The 15515-nt window shown below is 34.2% G+C and carries 15 protein-coding genes, 1 pseudogene and 1 riboswitch; of the genes and pseudogenes, 10 read left to right on the forward strand and 6 right to left on the reverse strand.

Annotated elements, in window-relative coordinates; all coding sequences use genetic code 11:
• Positions 1-64 precede the first annotated feature (64 nt).
• Positions 65-166: riboswitch (TPP riboswitch) on the forward strand.
• Between the two features lie 64 nt (positions 167-230).
• On the forward strand, positions 231-767 hold the full coding sequence (thiT, locus tag O1A01_RS12110; RefSeq protein WP_066412684.1) for an energy-coupled thiamine transporter ThiT: 537 nt from the start codon (positions 231-233) through the stop codon (positions 765-767).
• 62 nt (positions 768-829) lie between these two features.
• Here the strand turns inward: thiT and O1A01_RS12115 are convergent, their stop codons facing one another.
• On the reverse strand, positions 830-1702 hold the full coding sequence (locus tag O1A01_RS12115; protein WP_066412686.1) for an NAD(P)-dependent oxidoreductase: 873 nt from the start codon (positions 1700-1702) through the stop codon (positions 830-832).
• Positions 1703-1920: 218 nt separating this feature from the next.
• On the opposite strand from O1A01_RS12115, the gene O1A01_RS12120 reads away from it, so the two are divergent.
• The 3 genes from O1A01_RS12120 to O1A01_RS12130 all read left to right on the forward strand — a co-directional run bounded on the left by O1A01_RS12120 (position 1921) and on the right by O1A01_RS12130 (position 6452).
• A complete protein-coding gene (locus O1A01_RS12120) occupies positions 1921-3777 on the forward strand; it encodes an ATP-binding protein (RefSeq protein ID WP_066412688.1) in 1857 nt (618 codons plus the stop codon).
• Between the two features lie 25 nt (positions 3778-3802).
• A complete protein-coding gene (locus O1A01_RS12125) occupies positions 3803-5149 on the forward strand; it encodes a sodium-dependent transporter (protein ID WP_066412690.1) in 1347 nt (448 codons plus the stop codon).
• 172 nt (positions 5150-5321) lie between these two features.
• Positions 5322-6452, forward strand: a complete 1131-nt coding sequence (locus O1A01_RS12130) for a S8 family peptidase (protein WP_066412694.1) — start codon at positions 5322-5324, stop codon at positions 6450-6452.
• A gap of 72 nt (positions 6453-6524) precedes the next feature.
• Here O1A01_RS12130 and O1A01_RS12135 read toward each other — a convergent pair whose 3' ends face one another.
• Positions 6525-7712, reverse strand: a complete 1188-nt coding sequence (locus tag O1A01_RS12135) for an aminotransferase A (RefSeq protein ID WP_066412696.1) — start codon at positions 7710-7712, stop codon at positions 6525-6527.
• 373 nt (positions 7713-8085) lie between these two features.
• Here O1A01_RS12135 and O1A01_RS12140 point away from each other — a divergent pair, with 373 nt between their 5' ends.
• Positions 8086-8301 (forward strand): hypothetical protein, encoded by a 216-nt coding sequence (locus O1A01_RS12140; protein ID WP_066412697.1) that lies wholly within the window; start codon positions 8086-8088, stop codon positions 8299-8301.
• A gap of 298 nt (positions 8302-8599) precedes the next feature.
• Here O1A01_RS12140 and O1A01_RS12145 read toward each other — a convergent pair whose 3' ends face one another.
• Positions 8600-8842 (reverse strand): IDEAL domain-containing protein, encoded by a 243-nt coding sequence (locus O1A01_RS12145; protein ID WP_066412700.1) that lies wholly within the window; start codon positions 8840-8842, stop codon positions 8600-8602.
• A 324-nt stretch (positions 8843-9166) separates the two neighbouring features.
• Between O1A01_RS12145 and O1A01_RS12150 the strand changes: the two genes are divergently transcribed.
• The gene (locus tag O1A01_RS12150) at positions 9167-10405 is read left to right on the forward strand and encodes a PLL family lectin (protein ID WP_270066331.1); all 1239 of its coding nucleotides are present in this window, start codon (positions 9167-9169) and stop codon (positions 10403-10405) included.
• Between the two features lie 187 nt (positions 10406-10592).
• Positions 10593-11333 (forward strand): SDR family oxidoreductase, encoded by a 741-nt coding sequence (locus tag O1A01_RS12155; protein ID WP_270066332.1) that lies wholly within the window; start codon positions 10593-10595, stop codon positions 11331-11333.
• A 407-nt stretch (positions 11334-11740) separates the two neighbouring features.
• Here O1A01_RS12155 and O1A01_RS12160 read toward each other — a convergent pair whose 3' ends face one another.
• A complete protein-coding gene (locus O1A01_RS12160) occupies positions 11741-12175 on the reverse strand; it encodes a hypothetical protein (RefSeq protein ID WP_066415865.1) in 435 nt (144 codons plus the stop codon).
• A 193-nt stretch (positions 12176-12368) separates the two neighbouring features.
• Between O1A01_RS12160 and O1A01_RS12165 the strand changes: the two genes are divergently transcribed.
• The 3 genes and pseudogenes from O1A01_RS12165 (at position 12369) to O1A01_RS12175 (ending at position 14406) form a co-directional block, all read left to right on the forward strand.
• The gene (locus O1A01_RS12165; RefSeq protein WP_066415860.1) at positions 12369-12629 is read left to right on the forward strand and encodes an HPr family phosphocarrier protein; all 261 of its coding nucleotides are present in this window, start codon (positions 12369-12371) and stop codon (positions 12627-12629) included.
• Between the two features lie 124 nt (positions 12630-12753).
• Positions 12754-13749 (forward strand): acyltransferase family protein, encoded by a 996-nt coding sequence (locus tag O1A01_RS12170; RefSeq protein WP_270066333.1) that lies wholly within the window; start codon positions 12754-12756, stop codon positions 13747-13749.
• A 151-nt stretch (positions 13750-13900) separates the two neighbouring features.
• Positions 13901-14406 (forward strand): annotated as a pseudogene (locus tag O1A01_RS12175) (acyl-CoA thioesterase).
• Between the two features lie 48 nt (positions 14407-14454).
• On the opposite strand, the gene O1A01_RS12180 reads toward O1A01_RS12175, so the two are convergent.
• Positions 14455-14736: a hypothetical protein gene (locus O1A01_RS12180; RefSeq protein WP_066415854.1), complete on the reverse strand. Its 282-nt coding sequence runs from the start codon at positions 14734-14736 to the stop codon at positions 14455-14457.
• A gap of 127 nt (positions 14737-14863) precedes the next feature.
• Complete coding sequence (locus O1A01_RS12185) at positions 14864-15064, reverse strand: cold-shock protein (protein WP_066415852.1); 201 nt, start codon at positions 15062-15064, stop codon at positions 14864-14866.
• Between the last annotated feature and the right edge of the window lie 451 nt (positions 15065-15515).

Raw genomic sequence — 15515 nt, forward strand, 5'->3', positions numbered from 1 at the left:
GTTCCAATTAAAATTTTCCCCTTTTGTTAAAATTATGTTACAATATTGATTGGAAAAGTAAATGAAAGTCCACTAGAGGTGCCGATAAGGCTGAGAGAGGTGAACACCTTAACTCTTGGAACCTGATCTAGTTTATACTAGCGTAGGGAAGTGGTTGTTATTTTATTCTAACCGTTTCTAAATGTTCCTTTAATCTAGCCTTCTAGTGGATACATGAAAGGGAGAGACAGATGGAAAGAGAACGTTTAGTCACAATGGTAGAAATATCTATGATGGCAGCACTTGCAGTTATTTTAAGCTATGTGAAATTTGGTGCGCTTTGGGCGTACGGTGGATCTATATCTTTAATTATGGTTCCAATCTTTGTTATTGCTTTTAGACGAGGTTGGAAAGCGGGGGTTGTAACCGGACTATTAGTAGGGGTTATTAATTGGTTAACAGGAGGTTATGTTGTTCATCCTGCGCAACTTATTCTAGATTACCCATTACCATTTGCACTGTTAGGATTCGCCGCTATTTTTGCCGTAAAAGGAGTAACTATTCGTACAATTGTAGTTGGTATGATATTTGGAACCGCATTACGTTTAATAAGTCATTTCCTTTCAGGAGTAATTTGGTTCGGTGAATATGCTCCAGATGGAATACCGGTTGTATTATATTCTATTATTTATAACTTGTCTTATTTAGTTCCAGAAATGCTTATTACAATAGCGATACTAGTAATTATATATAAATTTTATCCGAAGTTTTTTAAAGCAAACGCTTAAAACTTATAAAGCTGCTTCTATGCGAGGAAGCAGCTTTTTATTTTACTATTAATACATTAATATTACATTTCCCATAATTTATACAACGCTTGTGTACCGCTATTTTCTTCTCCTTTATTGGCAAGCTCTTCATACATATCGATAGCTAAAGAAAGCCCAGGCAGTTTTAACCCCATTGCTTCAGCCTCAGCTAAGGCAATCCCCATATCTTTAATAAAATGCTTCACATAAAAACCGGGTTCAAAATCACCTGCAAGTATTCTAGGTGCTAACTTACTAAGGGAAAAACTATTTGCAGCACCAGTCGTTATCGTTTCTAACACTTTCACAGGATCTAGCCCAGAGCTCTTTGCATATGCAAGTGATTCACATACTCCGATCATATTTGTGGCAATCGCAATTTGATTGCACATTTTCGTATGTTGTCCTGAGCCAGCCTCACCTTGTAATACGATATTTTTACCCATTCTTTCGAACAGAGGTAGGCATGTTTTATATGCATCTTTATCACCACCTACCATAATGGTAAGGCGAGCTTCTTTAGCACCAACGTCTCCACCTGATACAGGTGCATCTAAACTATAAATCCCTTTTTCTTTTGCTGCTGCATAAATCTTTTTTGCTAATGAAGGCGTTGATGTTGTCATATCAATGACGAAAGAACCTTGCTTTGCATTTTCTAATATTCCATCTTTTCCGAAATAAACTTCTTCAACATCTTTTGGGTAACCAACGATTGTAATCGTATATTTCGCATCAGCTACAGCTTCAGCTGGGGTAGAACACCATTTTGCTCCAGAGCTTATTAAATTTTCTGCTTTTTCTTTTGTTCTTGTGTACACGTTAACATGATAGCCAGCTCTTAATAAATGGCCAGCCATACTATTCCCCATTACCCCAGTACCTACGAAAGCAACAGTTTCTCTATTGTTCATGAACATTTCCCCCTTGTTATGTATACGTCATTACCATATATTTTATAGTAAAATATAAAAAATCCAAAGTATTTATTTCTGTAAATGAACAGGTGATATGCAAAAAAAAGACATGAATCTACATATTGATGAAAAAGTTTAGAAAAAATTCGGAATATATTGTATAATTAAAACCAAATTAAATATATTAATATATAAAATGATTAGGGGGGGAAGTTATGGGATATTACCATTCTCCTGTTCAATCTGAAATAGACCAATCTGATCCAGATAGTAATAACATAAGCTTATTTTTAGTAATTGACCAATTGGGAAAGATAAAATATTGCTCAACTTCTAGTGAGACATTATTAAACATGGACAATTCTAAATTAATTGGAAAACCTATTAGAGAACACATTCATCAAGAAGATCTATATTTAGTTGAAAATTTAGTTGAACAACCTACCAATTCTGCTTCTTTTTTAGTAAGGTTAAAAACTGCAGATGGATTTTTGTGTGGAAAAGCAAATATAGTTTCTGTTGGTTCCTCAGCTAACATAAATGAAAGAGAGTGGCTGTTCACTTTTTCACAAGTACCAGGTTGGTCACCTACTAATAATAAATTATATAGAGAAAAAGGGTATACTCGCTATGAGAGTAATGCATTGGGAGATAAACCACTGATTGAAAATTATGCTCATGACCTTATTGAAAAATTACCGAACGGTGTTTTAATTATTGTTGATGGTAAAGTGGAGTATATAAATTGGACTGGATGCCAACTATTAGGTATACATAATCGAATGCAAATTATCGAAAAAGATGTTTACCGGTTTATTGATCCAAAGTTTCATGATATTGTAGAGCATCGGCTAACTTCAGTTGCGCGTGGCAAAAATGTTGGTTTAATGGAACAACAATGGATTAGGGCTGATGGAAGTTTAATTGATTTTGACGTGATGTCGACACCGACGATGTTCCGTGGTAAAATAGCTTCATTTGTCGTATTAGTAAATATTGCACACCGAAAAAATTTTCAAAATATCCTCCAAAAAAGTCGAGAGAGGTTCCGAACATTAATACAAAATACGATTGATACAATTGGTATCATTTGTGAAGAAAAATGGGTGTTTATTAATGAGTCGGGGTTAAAAATGCTGGAAGCAAACAGTTATGGTGAAATTATTGGTAAAAGTATTTTTCACAATATTGCAGAAAATCATTTTAAAGATATTTGGAAACGTACAGTTAATAGTAGTAAGCATGAAAAGAAACATCCTTTATTTGAACAAGCATGGACGACTTTTCAGGATAAAAAGTTGTACACCGAAATGGTGGCTATCCCAACTACATATTTAGGTAAAAAAGCACTTCAAATTATTGTCCGTGATATTTCTGAGCGTAAAAAAGCAGAAGAATTAATGGTACAATCTGAAAAACTTTCGGTCGCAGGTCAATTAGCTGCAGGCATTGCACATGAAATTAGAAACCCGTTAACGGCTATAAAAGGATTTTTTAAGTTAATTGAATCTGGGAACTATCATACTTCTGATTATTATCAAATAATTAATGGAGAATTAAATAGAATTGAGTTAATATGTAGTGAGTTATTATTATTGGCGAAACCGCAAGCTGTTCAATTCCGTACAGTTTCAATTAGTGCATTACTTAAAGATGTGACGTTATTATTAGAAACACAAGCAATTATTAATGATGTTTGGTTTGAATTTGATTTTCAAATTGAAAAGGACTATGTAAAAGCGGACGGTAACCAATTGAAGCAAGTGTTTATTAACATTATTAAAAATGGTATTGAAGCGATGGAAAATGGTGGTACGTTATCGGTTAGAACAGCTGTACAAAATGGTTTTCTCTCTATCCTGATAAGTGATGAAGGACCTGGTATTTCTGAAAAAGTCTTAAGTAAGCTAGGGGAACCTTTTTTTACTACGAAAGAAAACGGAACGGGATTAGGACTAATGATTTCCTTTAATATTATTAAAAACCTTAATGGTTCCATTGAAATTGAAAACAAAAAAGATAAAAAGGGTACAACATTCAACATACAGCTTCCTTTGGAAGGGTACAACTAAGTTATACAGTAATAGGAGTGTATTTATGAAGCAACGAGAGCAATGGTCATCAAAGATAGGTTTTATTTTAGCTGCCGCTGGGTCGGCAATCGGTTTAGGTGCCATATGGAAATTTCCTTACATGGCAGGAACAAATGGGGGGGGAGTATTTTTACTTGTCTTTCTTCTATTTACTATTATTATCGGAGCTCCAATGTTGTTAGCAGAGTTCATTATTGGCCGTTCTACGCAGAAGAATGCAATTCATGCATATAAACATTTAGCACCTAACAGTAAATGGCATTATATAGGAGTGCTTGGTGTGGTCGCTTCCTTTATTTTGCTTTCGTTTTATAGTGTGGTAGGTGGTTGGATTGTGACATACATAGTAAAATCCTTTACGGGTCAACTTTCTAACCTTAATGCGAATGAGTTCGGAGTTCTTTTCGATGAAACAATCGTAAATGGTCCTGAAGTATTACTTGCACAAGCTTTCTTTCTGCTTATTACAATTGTCGTCGTTCAATCTGGCATCCAAAGTGGAATTGAAAAAGCTAGTAAAATATTAATGCCATTATTATTTATTTTATTTCTCGTTTTAATTGGTAGATCATTAACACTTGAAGGAGCATTAGAAGGTGTACGTTTTTTCTTAATGCCAGACTTTTCACAGTTAACTTCCTCTACCTTTCTTTTAGCGCTTGGTCAATCATTTTTTGCACTTAGTGTAGGTGTATCGATTATGGTAACGTACAGTTCTTACTTACAAAAGGGGGAAGACTTAGTAAAGTCAACTAGTTCAGTAGTAGGCTTAAATATTTTAATATCTATTTTAGCTGGACTAGTTATCTTTCCAGCTGTATTTGCATTAGGATTCCAGCCGGATGAAGGCCCAGGATTAGTATTTGTCGTTTTACCAGCAGTATTTGACCAACTACCATTTGGGATGTTTTTTCTAGTATTGTTCTTACTTCTATTGTTATTTGCCACATTAACATCAGCTTTTTCTATTTTAGAAATAGTCGTCTCAGTGTTAGTAAGAAATAAGCCGACCAATCGTAAGAAAATCGCTTGGATTAGTGGTGCGATTATATTTATTTTAGGTATACCATCTGCTTTATCGTTCGGAATATGGAGCAATATTACTATTTTCGGATTTATTATGTTTGATTTTGCTGATTTTCTTGTAAGTAATATGGCGCTTCCGATCGGTGCCTTATTTATAGCGATATTTGTTGGCTATCGAATTCCAGTTTCGATTTTGGAGGACGAGTTTTTCCAAGGTTCGAAAGCATCAAAATTGTTATTTCAGCTTTGGTTATTTGCAGTTAAATACATTATACCTATTGGAATTGGTATCATTTTTTTACATTCACTCGGTCTTTTCTCTTAAATACAAGCTTAACGCACTACATCTTTCATAAGGTGTGGTGCTTTTTCTTTAGAAAATAGGAAAATAAAAATCGTTCTCTGTACACAATGCACCTACTTTTATAAGTGTTATAATCAATCTCGACAATTACGAATTTTGAAAATTGTCAAAACAATCGAAGGAGTGTTGTCGTTTGAGAAAATGGTTAAAAGGTACAGCTTTATTTTTAGTAGCAGTTTTAGCATTTTCCTTAACATTTGGAGGAGTAAGTGCGAAAGAAAATAACGAAGCTGCAAAAAAAGAATACTTAATTGGTTTTAAAACAGGAATTGACAGTAATGCAAAGAAATCAGTAACAACTGCTGGAGGATCCGTATTACATGAATTCCAGTATATGAACGTATTGCATATCGAATTGCCTGAAAAAGCAGTAGCAGCATTAAAAAATAATCCAAATGTAGAGTTTATTGAACATAATGCAGAAGTACAAACATACGCACAAACTACTCCGTGGGGAGTTACACATATTAATGCACATAGAGCCCATAGTTCAGGTGTAACTGGATCAGGTGTTAAAGTTGCTATATTAGATACTGGAATACATGCGAGTCACCCTGATTTGAACGTTAGAGGTGGAGCAAGTTTTATTTCTGGAGAATCCAACCCTTATATTGATTCAAATGGTCATGGTACCCATGTGGCTGGTACAGTAGCAGCATTAAATAATACAGTAGGAGTATTAGGTGTTGCTTATAACGCGGAGTTATATGCGGTAAAAGTACTTAGTGCATCAGGAAGTGGTACGTTAAGTGGTATTGCACAAGGGGTGGAATGGTCGATTGCAAACAAAATGGACGTTATTAACATGAGTTTAGGAGGAAGCTCTGGTTCAACAGCACTCCAGCGCGCGGTTGACAACGCTTACAGAAATAATATCGTTGTAGTAGCTGCAGCAGGAAATAGTGGAGCTCAAGGTAATCGTAATACAATCGGATATCCTGCAAGATATTCTTCGGTTATTGCGGTTGGGGCAGTTGATTCCAATAATAACCGAGCTTCTTTCTCAAGTGTTGGGTCTGAATTAGAAGTAATGGCTCCTGGTGTTAGTATTTTAAGTACAGTACCTGGCAGTTCTTATGCTTCTTATAACGGTACATCGATGGCATCTCCACATGTAGCAGGTGCTGCCGCATTACTAAAAGCTAAATATCCGAACTGGTCCGCTGCACAAATTCGTAACAAACTAAACAGCACGACTACTTATTTAGGAAGTTCGTTCTATTACGGTAATGGTGTCATTAATGTAGAAAGAGCTTTGCAGTAATAATGTATTAAATCTCTAAAAGCTAGGCTGTTGCCTTTAGCAGCCTAGCTTTTTTAAAAAAAGATAGATATATCAAACGTACGGAAATTTATTTTTGCTTTTTTGTTTTAAAGATAGTGTCAATTGCTCAAGACGATCCATCGCTTTTATTAACGTCTCCATATCACACGCATACGATAATCGAATATATCCTTCACCGCAAGTTGAAAACGCACTTCCGGGCACAACAGCAACTTTTGCTTCTTCTAAAAGTTTAACAGCAAAATCGAAAGAAGATAATCCGAACTGCTCGATAGAAGGAAATATATAAAAGGCTCCATTCGGTTTCACAGATTCAATACCCATTGCCTGTAATCGGTTGTATACATATTCCATTCTTTGTTTATATGTTTCATTCATTGTAATAGCATCATCTGCTCCTACCGTTAAAGCTTGAAGGGCGGCATATTGTGAAATGGAAGTTGCACAAGAAACATTATATTGGTGCACTTTAAGCATATGTTTCATTACATTTTCCGGTCCAAAGACAAAGCCAATTCTCCAACCGGTCATCGAATGTGACTTTGAGACACCGTTAATAACAATGGTTTTTTCCTTCATCCCTGGGAAAGAAGCAATTGTAGTATGTTCTCCTTCAAATACAAGTTCACTATATATTTCATCAGATAATACAAAAATATCTTTATCTTTAAGTAATGCCGCAATTTTTTTTATTTCATCATTAGGCAACGTTACACCTGTTGGATTCGACGGATAGGGTAGCACAATACAACGAGTTTTATCTGTTATGTATTTTTTTAATAAATCTGCTGTTAATAGGAAGCTAGATGAACGTGTGTCTACGTGGACGGGAGTTGCACCACAAAGACGAATAATAGGTTCGTAGCCAGGATAAACAGGATTTGGTAATATAACTTCATCACCTTCGGTTAGAATGGTGCGAAATGTAATATCAATTCCTTGACTAGCTCCGATGGAAACAATTACTTCTGAATCAGGATTATACAGTAGTTTGTATTTATCGCTTATAAATTGACAAGCTGCTTTCCGCAATTCATATATCCCGGCATTTGCTGTATACGATGTATGGTCGTTATGAATAGCATTTATACCAGCATCTTTTATGTGCTGAGGTGTTGAGAAATCCGGTTGACCTATCGTTAACGATAAGACATTGTCATATTTTGACACTAAATTAAAAAACTTGCGAATTCCCGATATTTCAATGTTTTTTACTTTTTGATTAATTAAATGTTCCATTACATTACACCTCGTTATGAATATATATCAGATAAGTATTGTCTCTAAATGGACAAGTTTTTTATTTTCTTAAGTATAATGGAACTGTTTTTAGATGTCCAAGCTTAGTTTTATAGACGGGTATGTAGTGGGAAGTCTTTTGTACTAAAATAACTTTTTTCCCTAATATTTCTATAAATATTTATTATTGTTGACCTATAAAAATATGATTCTAGTTGGATAGGAAAAATATAGAAAGTATAGTAACATATATTATAATACAGAATATTAAGATTATTCTGTATAGTCCATCCCTTCAGCCGTAGGATCCTTTCATCATGCTGTATGTTTTGATGTTTGTTGGAATACGTCTAATTGAAAGGGGAAGTGGAAAATGGAAATACTGTTCGAAATTTGGTTACGTTTATTGGAAAGACATGTCGAAGAAGTTATTGCACAAGATTCTTCAGGAGGGGTCGTTTCATTTTTGCTTATTGGTATTCTACTCTACTTTTTTAAACAAGAATTACGGAAGGGGAAGGAATGCCAATGTTGCCTTCATCGAGAAAAAGAAATAGAAACAGAGAAGGAAAAGGATGTAACACTTTAATTAGTAGTTAGGACTCCTAACATATTAAGGGAGTCCTTTTTTATTGTTTGCACGGCATAAGTGAAAATATTTTTGGGTTATCTACTGCCTTTTGTGTTGTTACGTCTAACGCCTGTGTTTTTGTTAGATATACTTGTACAAGTAATAAAGAGCATTCGCAAAGAATAACGAACGCTCTTCATTGGATTACGTAGCTAACAAATTTTTGGATAACAAAAACTAAAATAGAGAATATAGTTGAATTTTTAATAGAGGGAACGTAATTAGGCAACATTGTCTTACCTAAAACGTGAAAGGTTTATAGATTTGCAACGTGTAAATATTGTTGTAACAATTGATTATATTGAGCAGTTAATTGTTCAAACTCCTTTTGATTACGGTTTTCTAGTGATTGGTCTATTAATTTCATTAACCTATTTTTTTGAAAAAGGAGAATGGATTTATCAACGACTAATTGTGCATCGCGCTCCTCTTTTGTCATATCTGCTTGTAAGAAAGATTGATTCGTTTGCTCGCTATAAAATGGGAAAGGTTTATTCATTGTTTTTTCCTCCTTTGCGCACGGTTTTCTTAAGACTAGATAGGTTGTTATACTATTATCTAACATTTTACGTCTTTTGTATAGTTATTTTATAGGAAAATTTAGATATATCAGAAAACTTTATTATTCTAGTCTTTAAAGTCTAATTATTTATCATTTAAATACCCTTGATGACGAGCAAATAAACGCCCAAATAAATAAGTTAGAAACGATACATATTATTGTTGTCATGAATACGCCAGTTCGTTTCATACATTTATATTGGAGAAGTATATTGAAGTTATGCTTAATGTTTATATTTTATGACTATAGGGGGTTAACGTAATGTATTATTATCCGTACTCATATTATGTTAGTCCGTATCGTTCATTCTATCCTTATTACTACCAGCCTTATCATTTTAAGTATGCTCATAGGCAACGACAAACGGATCAATTATTTCAAAAAGTATGGAGTGTTATACAAAGTGAGTTAGAGGCAAGCTATCAGAAGTTAGATGAGTATAATATGGATCGTAGAACAGCGAACATTATCATTCAGCAAGTAGTGCTTTTTGTAGTAAATAACGCTACTACTGTTTCTGGGTCTATATCACAACAGACAAATCAATTATGGAAACGTTTTTCAACTACACATACTTGGATTTTACAGCTTCTTGTTACGTATCGATTGACGGAAGTAGCTATCGAGAAATTTTTGAAGAATATAATATTTATTACTTTAGAGAATGTTCAATATTCACCTGAAAAAGAATGGAGTGGTTGGGAAAGTTATGGGGGACAAATTACGTCAGGACCAACAGTAACAGTAAATGAACAGAATAAAGTAGATCTGTTTGCGAGAGGGATTAGACGTGAGTTGTTACACGTGAGTAGAGATGAGAATAAAGAATGGGGTGAGTGGAAGTCGTTAGGAGGAACATTAACTTCTTCCCCTGCTGCAGTTTCTTTAGGAGATAATTATTTGCATGTTTTTGCTAGAGGAGAAAACAAAGAATTGTTACACATTTATTGGAATGGTGAAAGTTGGTCGGACTGGGAAACACTTGGAGGTGTGTTAACCTCTTCCCCAGCAGTTTGTTCAGGAGGTTCAAATAAGATAGATGTATTTGTAAGGGGGACCGACCGTAGTTTATATCGAAAAAATTGGAATGGAGAGAAATGGGGCGATTGGCAGCCTTTAGGTGGAAATTTAACGAGCGCTCCTTCAGCTCTAGTAGATGGAGAGAAGAAGTTGCACTTGTTTGCACGAGGCGGAAATCAAGACCTTATTTATAAAAATTGGGACGGAGAGAAGTGGAGTGATTGGGAAAGTGTTGGAGGTCGTTTAACGTCAAGCCCATCTGCTATTATTAGTAAAAAAAATCGTATTACAGTTTTTGCTAGAGGAGTAGATTCTACACTTACCTATTTAATAAGGAACGGTCCTAATTGGAGTGAATGGCAATCAGTTAGTGGAACAATAACTTCGGAACCTTCTGCAACTTTCTCAGAGGGGAAGCGTATTGATGTTTGGGCAAAAGGAGAGAAGAATGAACTCCTCCATATATGGACAGAAAATTAATATGTGTGAGCTCTCAAAAATACATTTAATTTGGGAGCTCTTTATTTTTAATGTAGTATATAAGAATATAGGGGCATTTGGTTCATTTAAACCGTATGATTAGGCAATATATAAGACTTAATGAAATAAATTTATGTTTATAATGTTATTAGCAATAGTATATAAAATAATAAAGAAGGTGTTCGAATTGAGTTTCAAAAACAAGGTTGTTATCATAACAGGTGGAGCAAATGGAATTGGTAAATCCATTGCGGAAGGTTATGCAAAAGAGAAAGCAATGGTATTTATTGCGGACAAAGATTTGAAAAGTGGTCTAATAGTAGAGGAAGAAATAACTGAAAATGGTGGAAGAGTACATTTTATAAAAACAGACGTAACAAAGGAAACCGATATAATTCAGTTGATAAAAACGGTAAAGGACAAATGTGGGGAAATACATATACTAATAAATAATGCGGGTAAAGGGTTGTTTATTTCTCCGTTGCAACTAACGTTGGAAGAGTGGAATGATGTAATTAGTACAAATTTAACTAGTACTTTTTTATGTACAAAGGAAGCTGCTCCATATATGAGTGAAGGAGGGGCGGTGGTAAATATTTCATCTACGAGAGCAATAATGTCCGAACCTAATTCAGAAGCATACGCGGCAACGAAAGGTGGCATTCTTTCCTTAACACACGCATTTGCTGCATCGTTAGCACCTAAGCATATTCGTGTAAATGCTGTTTCTCCTGGCTGGATTGAAACTGGAGATTACAGTAACCTCCGAGACGAAGATCATCATCAACATTTCTCGCGTCGAGTAGGAAGGCCATCAGACATAGTACAAGCTTGTTTTTTCTTAACAAAAAAAGAAAACGACTTTATTACTGGCACAAATATTGTAGTAGACGGTGGAATGACGAAAAAGATGATTTATGAGGAGTAAATTAAAAACGGGGAAGTCATAAAAGTCAGTAGAAACTAACTTTTATGACTTTTTTTGTTCCTTACCTATATAAAGTTCCTTGTAATTAAAAAAATTTTCATTATTAATAGCTCCGGCGCTTTGGCCCTATCAAACTTCCCTTATCCGAAGTACGATAAGTCAACATCGACTTAACGCAGTTCGTCGTGTTTCCTTTATCTCAACCGTAACAGTCCAGTTTGTACGGGCCAGTTCGAAGCGCCTCCGCTTTTCTTTGTCTAGCTCCGGGCGTTAGCGGCTATCAAACTTCACTTTCCTTCTGTACGATAAGTCAACATCAGCTCACTGACGTTCGCTGTGTTTCCTTTATCTCCGCCAGGAAAGCTCCAGTTTGTACGCCGCTACCCAAACGCCCTCCGCTTTTCTATTTACTCAGTGTCGTATTTGTAGTGCATGACGTCTCCGGTGTGTGGGTCTACGCTGTACCAGCCGCGAGTTATTTCTTCTGTATTTGTATTCAAACGGATGGTATCAAAAACACGAAAAATATAGAGGCCACCAGCATACCCTTCAAACGCAACATTTGCGTCGGAAGTTGACTGGATGTTTAAGTGTTGTTTTACATGATCACGCGCTTCCTCTTTTGTGTAATATCCTTTAGGCGCAACGTTATCTTCCACATCGATCCGCGCATGTCCGTATGAACGAAGCATTAAGCCTTCTGTTCTATTCGGAAAATTTCCATCTTCGTGTCCTGTACGTCTCGTATCCTCTACAATTGCTTCGTTATTATCAACTCCACAACCAGTTAAAATGAATACTCCGATAAAAAAGATGCTAGAAAGTAATTTTAAGTAGTTCATTTTTTCACCCTTTCCTCTCTAATCTTTATGTTTAGTATGAAGTCTAATCGTAAAATTCATACAAAAAAGGGGATAGGTGTTATTTCATCTATTAACTATTCTAAAATAATGGTACTAATTGCTTGGTATATCACTTTCCTCTCCTTAATAACATACGATATACAAAATTATTAGCTATGGGAGGACATAAATAATGATAAGAAGACAATTAAAATTAGAACTTAAAAATGAAACTGTAAATAGCTTTATACAAAAGGCTAATGAATTTGAATCCGCTATTAAAGTTATAAAACATTCTAAAATTGTGGATGGAAAAGATTCTTCTTCTATGCGAGCACTTCAATTAGAATGCGGAAACATTATTACACTAGTTGCTGAAGGCGGAGATGAAAGGGAAGCTATCGAAGCTTTATCATCAGTTTTAAAAGGGGAGCCTTCGATAAATTCTTTCTAGTATTTATAATTAATTTTGATGAAGGTAATCTATATTCCAAATATAACCACTGTTTATACCCTCAACGTTTATTTTTTCTTTACGAATGGATATATATCAATCCATGAAAGGTAGGAGAGATAAAATGAAGAGGGATTATTATTTTGATAATGCGAAATTTATACTCATTTTTTTAGTTGTAGCGGGTCATGTAATTTCACCTTATCGTCATGATGAACAATGGTTATTAACCCTGTACCAATTTATATATACTTTTCATATGCCAGCGTTTATATTACTCGCAGGCTATTTTAGTAGTAATTATGATAAAAAAGGGTACTATGTCAAAATAGTTACACGTTTAGCGATACCATATGTGATATTGCAAACGATTTATACACTATACTATAACGGTTTGTATCCGAATACGAACTTTGATTTGCAATATTTTACACCTAGATGGGCAATGTGGTTTTTATTAAGTATGATAGCGTGGAAATTATTACTACCAATCTTTGCAAAGTATAGATGGAGTATCACGCTTCCTATCGTGTTTTTGATTGGCTTGTCAGTTGGTTTTATTCAAGTCCCTGAACGATTTTTAAGCTTAGATCGAACATTTTACTTTTTTCCTTTTTTCTTAATAGGATATTATTTATCTAAAACCGATTTATTTTCTATTATTCGTAAAAACCAGGGTAAATATCAACTTATTTCAGCAGGGTTTATGGGTATTCTATTAATAGGGATTTTTATAAGTACAACAGATATCGGAAGCGGATCTGCTATATTGTATGGAACAAATGTATACGAATCAATGCACGATATGTATTTGCGGTTTGTAATGTATACGATTAGCTTCTTTGTAACGATTGCATTTTTTACATTTATTCCAGCATCACAAAACGTCTTTACTGGTATCGGTAGTAGATCTTTTTATGTTTATATATTGCATGGTTTTATTATAAAATGGTTTTTTGAAACATCGCTTGGTCAAAGTGTACAGTCAATTCCCGATTATTTTCTGTTATTTATAATAAGCATTCTTGTTACAGTACTAACTGGAAATGCGATAATTGTTCGATTGATTAGAAAACCATTTCTTTATGTTAAAGAAACCTTTTCGATTAAGAACGGATAATTTAGTTATAGCGGTAGTTTAAAATAACTACTGCTATTTTATTATGCTAGTATAGAAAGGAGCCGATATAAGTAATGGCAATAGCTTATTATTGGCGAATACAAATTAAGTGATAAATGATCGTTAATACAAAATTTACGGAGTGTGAAACATGGAAGCAAAAAAGATAAGTGCATCAAGGGTTTATAAATCTAGTCACGTATTACCTCCTGATACGAACAATCACGGTACGTTGTTCGGTGGAAAGTTAATGGCATACATAGATGATGTTGCTGCTTTATCAGCTAGAAAGCATGCAAGAAAAAGTGTTGTGACTGCATCTACAGATTCCATTGACTTTTTAAAGCCAATTAAAGTTGATAGTGAAGTGTATTTAGAGTCATTCGTAACGTGGACGAAAAATACCTCAATGGAAGTGTTTGTTAAATAATTGCAGAAGATTTGTATACAGGTGAACAATTGCTTTGTGCGACTTCATTTTTAACTTTTGTGGCAATAGGGGACGATGGTAAGCCTACAACAGTACCGAAAGTAATTCCAGAAACAGAATTGGAAAAATTCCTTTTTGAACAAGCACCGTTCCGCGCTGAAAATAGAAAAAGAAGAAGAAAAGAAAGCTACAATTTAATTACAAAAATAAAGGAAAACTATAATTAATCCTTGTCGTTAAAAAGCATAAAAAAATAAGGCTGCTATTGTGCAGCCTTATTCCAGTTGTTTTTCTATTCTTTCAGCCAAGCGTCTTGAAATGTGAAGAGATTTAGCTGACCAATGTCCTAATAAAGATGTTAACGTTGCTATCGTAATAATTGTAGGTAGTATATCTGTAATAGAAATAAGTATACTATAAATTACCCCAACTGCCGCCATTGAAATGACAATCCCGATGAAATGAATGTTTTCTCTTTTATAAGTTAAAAAATAACTTACCGAAAAAACGATTAATACTAGACCTAGAAGAGATACAGCTGTAAAAAGATAATCCATTCAACAGAAAACCTCCGTTGTTTTATGTTAGCGTTTTCTTTCTATTGTATAGTATACCACAAAAGGTAAATTTTATTATGAATAAATAAAAAAAAACCACCAAAAACTTGGTGGTTTAAAAGCAAAATTATGCTTTAGTTACGTTAGCAGCTTGATCTCCACGGTTACCTTGAACGATTTCAAATGTAACTTTTTGACCTTCTTCTAAAGACTTGAATCCCTCGCCTTGAATAGCTGAGAAATGAACGAATACGTCGTCTCCACCTTCACGCTCGATGAAACCGAAACCTTTTTCTGAGTTAAACCATTTTACTGTACCTTGTAACATAATGTTACCTCCTAAATTTCGTGTGAAAATTAACACACATTGTAATACTATTCTTGCTCATTAAATATCAAGGCGAAAAAGATTCTTCCTTACATACCGAACAAAAATAATTCATATAAAGCATAACAGTTTTTATATGAAAAAGCAAATGCGTTTATAACATTATCTTCCGACAAAAATAGCGCGCATTAATAAAAATAGTGAAAATTTTGACGTTTTAAATGGAATTAATATTAAAACTCGCTATATCTATGTCGAATTTACTTAAATTATGTCAAAAAACAGATAAATAGTTATAAAGGAATTTGAAAAAGGGTTGTTTAACATATACAATTTATTTGAATGAATAATTTTAAAATAACAAATATTTAGTAAATGTAAAAATCTTTAAAAATAAATGTTTATACATAAATTGTTACGGGTAAGTAGTTTTTTAGGGATAATTATCGAG

Source organism: Sutcliffiella sp. NC1 (assembly GCF_027594365.1).
In the GTDB taxonomy this organism is placed as follows: Bacteria; Bacillota; Bacilli; order Bacillales; family Bacillaceae_I; genus Sutcliffiella; species Sutcliffiella cohnii.

Coding starts and splice junctions, on each gene's coding strand:
- thiT (WP_066412684.1), top strand. CDS start 231: ATGGAAAGAGAACGTTTAGTCACAATGGTAGAAATATCTATGATGGCA.
- O1A01_RS12115 (WP_066412686.1), bottom strand. CDS start 1,702: ATGAACAATAGAGAAACTGTTGCTTTCGTAGGTACTGGGGTAATGGGG.
- O1A01_RS12120 (WP_066412688.1), top strand. CDS start 1,921: ATGGGATATTACCATTCTCCTGTTCAATCTGAAATAGACCAATCTGAT.
- O1A01_RS12125 (WP_066412690.1), top strand. CDS start 3,803: ATGAAGCAACGAGAGCAATGGTCATCAAAGATAGGTTTTATTTTAGCT.
- O1A01_RS12135 (WP_066412696.1), bottom strand. CDS start 7,712: ATGGAACATTTAATTAATCAAAAAGTAAAAAACATTGAAATATCGGGA.
- O1A01_RS12140 (WP_066412697.1), top strand. CDS start 8,086: ATGGAAATACTGTTCGAAATTTGGTTACGTTTATTGGAAAGACATGTC.
- O1A01_RS12145 (WP_066412700.1), bottom strand. CDS start 8,842: ATGAATAAACCTTTCCCATTTTATAGCGAGCAAACGAATCAATCTTTC.
- O1A01_RS12150 (WP_270066331.1), top strand. CDS start 9,167: ATGTATTATTATCCGTACTCATATTATGTTAGTCCGTATCGTTCATTC.
- O1A01_RS12160 (WP_066415865.1), bottom strand. CDS start 12,175: ATGAACTACTTAAAATTACTTTCTAGCATCTTTTTTATCGGAGTATTC.
- O1A01_RS12165 (WP_066415860.1), top strand. CDS start 12,369: ATGATAAGAAGACAATTAAAATTAGAACTTAAAAATGAAACTGTAAAT.
- O1A01_RS12170 (WP_270066333.1), top strand. CDS start 12,754: ATGAAGAGGGATTATTATTTTGATAATGCGAAATTTATACTCATTTTT.
- O1A01_RS12180 (WP_066415854.1), bottom strand. CDS start 14,736: ATGGATTATCTTTTTACAGCTGTATCTCTTCTAGGTCTAGTATTAATC.
- O1A01_RS12185 (WP_066415852.1), bottom strand. CDS start 15,064: ATGTTACAAGGTACAGTAAAATGGTTTAACTCAGAAAAAGGTTTCGGT.